The sequence below is a fragment of the Rhodococcus sp. NPDC057014 genome, from assembly GCF_042673295.1.
Taxonomy (GTDB): Bacteria; Actinomycetota; Actinomycetes; order Mycobacteriales; family Mycobacteriaceae; genus Rhodococcus_F.
On sequence record NZ_JBHUSF010000462.1, the window covers coordinates 1 to 5120 of the forward strand.

Here is a 5120-nt window from a genome sequence, read left to right on the forward strand (position 1 = left end):
GATCGAACGACCGTCCCGTTCGTGCATCCGGGGAGTGGGCAGCCGGCAGGGGTCAGCCGACCTTCGCGGTCTCGATCTGCACCGGGGTGTTCGGCTTGCCGCCGCCTGCGGACATGGATCCGTCGTCGCCGTCCGCCGCGATCTTCTCGACGGTCGCGAGGCCCTCCTCGGAGATCGACCCGAAGACGGTGTAGTTGGGCGGGAGCACCGAGTCGGCGTAGACGAGGAAGAACTGGCTGCCGTTGCTGCCGGGCTGCCCGCTGTTGGCCATCGCGACGGTGCCGCGGGGGTAGACCACCGGATTCGCGAGTGCCGGATCGTTCGGCGCGAACGCGGTCTCCGGGTACTCCGTGTCGAATCCGTAGCCCGGGCCGCCGGTGCCCGCCCCGCTCGGGTCGCCGCACTGCAGCACCTGCAGACCCACTTCGGTCGTCAGCCGGTGGCAGGGGGTGTCGTCGAAGTATCCCTGCTGGGCCAGGCTGGTGAAGCTGTTCACCGTGCACGGGGCCTCGGCGCGGTCCAGGACCAGCCCGATCGGTCCGGCGCTGGTCTGGAGATCCACAGGAACCGTGCCCACCGTGGACACACCGGACGTGGGCGGCGGGGTGACGTCCTTGACGGCGGGCCGCCCCGCCGGGTACGTGCAGTCCACGGTGGCCCCGGCGGGAGCCGGGACCGCGGGGAGCGTGCCGAACCTGGACAGATCGAGCGACTGCTCCGCCGCGCTCGTGGCGGCCGCCTTCGACGAGGTGCCGGTCGACGAGCCGCCGGAGTCGGACGAATCCGAACAGCCGGCGAGGAGGACCGCGAGGCTCACGCCTGCGACGAGAATCGAGGTGCGTTTCATCGGTCCATCCTCACACGAGACGTCAGTCCATCCGGACGGACGTGATGTCGATCGGCAGGTTGGGCTTGCCGCCGCCGGCCTGCATCGATCCGTCGTCGCCGGCCGCCGCGACCTTCTCGATGGTCGCGAGACCGGTCTCGTCGACCTTTCCGAACGCGGTGTACTGCGGGGGCAGCTGCGAGTCGGCGTAGACGAGGAAGAATTGGCTGCCGTTGCTGTCGGGCTGACCGCTGTTGGCCATCGCGATGGTGCCGCGCGGGTACGTCACCGGAACCTGCAGCGACGGGTCGGACGCCTCGTACTGGTCGGTGGGGAATTCGTTGGCGAACCCGTAGCCCGGTCCGCCGGTGCCCGCGCCGGTGGGATCGCCGCACTGCAGGACCTTCAGTCCCTCGGACGTGACGAGCCGGTGGCAGGGGGTGTTGTCGAAGTAGTTCTGGCTCGCCAGGCTCAGGAAGTTGTTGACCGTGCAGGGGGAGTCGGCGTTGTCCAGGACCAGGCCGATATTGCCCTGCGTCGTCTGCATGCTGACGCTGACTTCGCGGAGCGTGGTGTCGATCTCGTCGGTGCGCGGCGGGTTCACCTGCTTCGCCGGCGGCTGACCGTCGGGGGTGTACGTGCACGACACCTTCTCGGGCAGCGGTTCGGACCGGCCTGCGGGCATCACACCGGGCGACTGCGGTGATGCCGTCACCGACTCCGCCGCCGATGCCTCCGTCGCCTCGTCGTCGCCGCGGGTGAGGGAGAAGACGACGGCGCCGGCGGCGACCACGAGCACGACACCGAGCACCGAACCGGCGATGGTCAGCTGCTTACGCTTGCGTGCTCTGTCGGCGCGGCGTTCGAGCTGACGCTCGAGCTTTCGTTTCGCTGCTTCCCGGCGCTGCTCGTTGCTCGGCACTGCGGTGGTCCTCCCGTGTCGGTCTGGCTGGAAGTCGGTCGATAGGGCAGGTGGCCGGTGCGAACTGCCCCCGGCACACGACCTCCAGAGTCTGCCATCCGAACCTGAGAACATCCTGGCGGGGCGGCGGCTTAGGCTGTAGCGACTGCAAGGACCACTCGAACAGGAGCGTCGCGCGTGCTCGTCACAGGATTCCCGGCCGGGATGTTTCAGACCAACTGCTACATCCTCGCCCAGGACGACGCCCCGGAGTGCGTCGTCGTCGACCCAGGACAGGACGCCGCCGAACCGCTGTTCGAGTTCCTGGACCAGTCGAATCTGACCCCGACGGCGGTGCTGCTGACCCACGGTCATCTCGACCACGTCTGGAACGCCTACGACGTGTGCGAGAAGTTCGGGATCCCCGCGTACATCCACCCCGAGGACCGGTACATGCTGTCGGACCCCGGCCGCGGCATCGGCCCGACGATGAAACCGTTCATCGAGGGCATGACGTTCGTCGAGCCCGGCGAGGTCATCGAACTGGCCGACGGCGACGTGCTCGAACAGGCCGGGATGTCGTTCGCCGTCGATCACACGCCGGGGCACACGCAGGGGTCCGTCGTCTTCCGGACCCGGGTCGACACCGAGAACGGCCCCGTCGAGATCGCCCTCACCGGTGACACGCTGTTCCAGGGATCGATCGGCCGCAGCGACCTGCCCGGCGGCAACCACGAACAGTTGCTGCAGTCGATCGCCGACAAGCTTCTGGTCCTCGCCGACGACACGGCGGTCCTCCCCGGGCACGGTGGGTCGAGCACCGTCGGCGCCGAACGTGGGTCGAACCCGTTTCTCGTTGGACTCCCGGGATCGAAATAAGGAAAAGTAACGACAGTGAGCAAAGCCAGCACCTTCTCCGCCCCCAAGGGCGTCCCCGATTACGTCCCGCCGCAGTCGTCCGAGTTCGTCGCGGTCCGTGACGGACTCACGCGCGCTGCGCGTCTGGCCGGATACGGCCACATCGAACTGCCCATCTTCGAGGACACCGCGTTGTTCGCTCGGGGTGTCGGTGAGTCCACCGACGTCGTCAGCAAGGAGATGTACACGTTCGCCGACCGCGGTGATCGTTCGGTGACACTGCGGCCCGAGGGCACCGCGGGCGTCATGCGGGCCGTGATCGAGCACGGCCTGGACCGCGGCCAGCTGCCGGTGAAGCTGAGCTACGCCGGCCCGTTCTTCCGTTACGAGCGGCCGCAGGCCGGCCGGTATCGCCAGCTGCAGCAGGTCGGGGTGGAGGCCATCGGCGTCGACGACCCGGCACTCGACGCCGAGGTCATCGCGGTCGCCGACGCCGGTTTCCGCGGCCTCGGTCTCGAGGGTTTCCGGCTGGAGATCACGTCCCTCGGCGACGACACGTGCCGTCCGCAATACCGGGAACGGTTGCAGGAGTTCCTGTTCGCGCTCCCCCTCGACGAGGAGACCCGTCGGCGGGCGGAGATCAACCCGCTGCGGGTGCTCGACGACAAGCGCAAGGAGGTGCGCGAGATGACGGCGGACGCCCCGCTCATGCTCGATCACCTCTCGGACACGGCGAAGGCGCACTTCGACGAGGTGCTCGCGCACCTCGACGCGCTGGGGGTGCCGTACGTGGTCAACCCGCGGATGGTCCGCGGCCTCGACTACTACACGAAGACGACGTTCGAGTTCGTCCACGACGGTCTCGGCGCGCAGTCGGGTATCGGCGGCGGCGGACGGTACGACGGTCTGATGGCCCAGTTGGGTGGTCAGCCGTTGTCCGGCATCGGTTTCGGGCTCGGTGTCGACCGCACCGTCCTCGCGCTCGCCGCGGAAGGCAAGACCGCGGGCTCGACGGCCCGCTGCGACGTCTTCGGCGTCCCGCTGGGCGAGGACGCGAAGGCGAAACTGGTGGTGATCGCGCAGCAGTTGCGCGCCCAGGGAATTCGAGTCGATCTCGCGTACGGCAACCGCGGCGTGAAGGGCGCGATGAAGGCCGCCGACCGGTCCGGCGCCGCGCTGGCGCTGGTGCTCGGCGACCGCGACATCGCCGAGGGCACGGTGGGAATCAAGAATCTCGCCACCGGCGATCAGGAATCGGTGTCGTCGGCGGATGTTGTCGCGCGCGTCGGAGCCATCCTTGGCGCCTGACGACACCGCGCCGGTGTCGCTCGATCTCGTCCCGATCGCGTTGATCGCACCGCGGCTCAAGAAGGTCGCGGCGATCGCCGTGCTGATCGGTGTCGTGGTCGGCGTCGTCGTCGGGTTCTTCGGTCCGGTGTGGGTCGGTGTGACGGTCGGGGCCGTGATCGCCGTCCCGACCGCCGCGTCCGCGCTCCTCACGTTGCGGCGTCGCATCACGCTGCAGGCCGGGCGGATCCGGTCGACGGGCGGACTGCGCAGCCGGCACGTCGACGTCACCCGCGCGGTCGCCGCGGAACTGGTGGTCCGTTCGGCCCGGGTCAGTGAGGTGAGCGTGCGGATCACGGATCCCGACGGGAGCCTCGCGGTTCCGCTCGCCCTCTACACGACGGACGGCGGCCGGGAACTCGAGATCCTCGGGCTCCGCCGGCTCGCCGACGCCCTGACGACCAGCGAACTCGTGCCGGCCGCCGCGATTGCGTCGGTCCTCATCGAGCAACTCCGCGCGGAAGCGCGTGGCGCGGCCCTGCCCGAACGCGCGTTGTTCCGGGCCGTGGAACTGGTGCGTTCGGAGGGCCGCGTGCCCACCACCACGCTCACCGATCACGAGGTGGCGGCACTGCTCGACTGAATGATCAGCCGATCGCCGAACGCGGCGTCGTCGAGATCCTCGCCGCCGATCACGGCGGGCGCGACCATCGGCAGGTCGCCGGCGAACGCGTTGTTCTCGCCGGCGTTGACGAGGTAGCTCGGAGTGGACCGGCCGCTCAGCTGTTCGTCGCCGCCGCGCCCGGCGCCCGCCATGCCGGTCCCGCCCATTGCCCCGCCCGGTGCGAGAGGGGACGAGGCGGCCGGAGTGGCGCCGGGTACCGGAGCGGTGCCCGGTGTCGTCGGGGTCGCGGTCGCCGGGGGCACGATCGCCCCGGAAACCGCTCCGCGGGGTACCGAACCGCTTCCCGCCGAGGCGCTGCCGCCGTACAGGCCGATGCCCGCGCCGCCGGCCGTGCCCACCGCGCCGGGAACTCCGCCCGCGGCCCCGTGTGCCGCGGTGACGCCGGATTTCGCCGCGACGGTGTCGGCGGGGAGATCGGACGCGGAGGCACTGGCCGCCCGGGTGCTCGCCGACACCAGGTCGCCGACACCGTCGGTGACGGTGGAGATCATCGGTTTGCCGACACCCTCGATCACGGTGGAGGCGATGGCGAACGGTGATGTCGGGGCGGCGCCCGCCATCGC

5 protein-coding genes and 1 pseudogene are annotated in these 5120 nt (G+C 69.9%); 3 read left to right on the forward strand and 3 right to left on the reverse strand.

Annotated features, from left to right (window positions below):
- Window positions 1–52: 52 nt before the first annotated feature.
- A complete protein-coding gene (locus ACFTZB_RS42765) occupies window positions 53–847 on the reverse strand; it encodes a peptidylprolyl isomerase (RefSeq protein ID WP_378441578.1) in 795 nt (264 codons plus the stop codon).
- Between the two features lie 22 nt (window positions 848–869).
- Window positions 870–1748 (reverse strand): peptidylprolyl isomerase, encoded by an 879-nt coding sequence (locus ACFTZB_RS42770; RefSeq protein WP_378441580.1) that lies wholly within the window; start codon window positions 1746–1748, stop codon window positions 870–872.
- Between the two features lie 177 nt (window positions 1749–1925).
- On the opposite strand from ACFTZB_RS42770, the gene ACFTZB_RS42775 reads away from it, so the two are divergent.
- Genes ACFTZB_RS42775 through ACFTZB_RS42785 form a run of 3 tightly spaced genes read left to right on the forward strand, consistent with a single transcriptional unit; the run spans window position 1926 to window position 4515 of the window.
- Window positions 1926–2606, forward strand: a complete 681-nt coding sequence (locus ACFTZB_RS42775; RefSeq protein WP_378441582.1) for an MBL fold metallo-hydrolase — start codon at window positions 1926–1928, stop codon at window positions 2604–2606.
- 15 nt (window positions 2607–2621) lie between these two features.
- Window positions 2622–3893 (forward strand): histidine--tRNA ligase, encoded by a 1272-nt coding sequence (gene hisS, locus ACFTZB_RS42780; RefSeq protein WP_378441584.1) that lies wholly within the window; start codon window positions 2622–2624, stop codon window positions 3891–3893.
- On the forward strand, window positions 3856–4515 hold the full coding sequence (locus tag ACFTZB_RS42785) for a hypothetical protein (RefSeq protein ID WP_378441586.1): 660 nt from the start codon (window positions 3856–3858) through the stop codon (window positions 4513–4515). The genes hisS and ACFTZB_RS42785 overlap by 38 nt, the downstream gene beginning before the upstream one ends.
- Here the strand turns inward: ACFTZB_RS42785 and ACFTZB_RS42790 are convergent.
- Window positions 4488–5120: pseudogene (locus ACFTZB_RS42790) on the reverse strand (hypothetical protein); the annotation flags it as partial. The gene ACFTZB_RS42785 and the pseudogene ACFTZB_RS42790 overlap by 28 nt on opposite strands.

Coding starts and splice junctions, on each gene's coding strand:
- ACFTZB_RS42765 (WP_378441578.1), bottom strand. CDS start 847: ATGAAACGCACCTCGATTCTCGTCGCAGGCGTGAGCCTCGCGGTCCTC.
- ACFTZB_RS42785 (WP_378441586.1), top strand. CDS start 3,856: ATGTTGTCGCGCGCGTCGGAGCCATCCTTGGCGCCTGACGACACCGCG.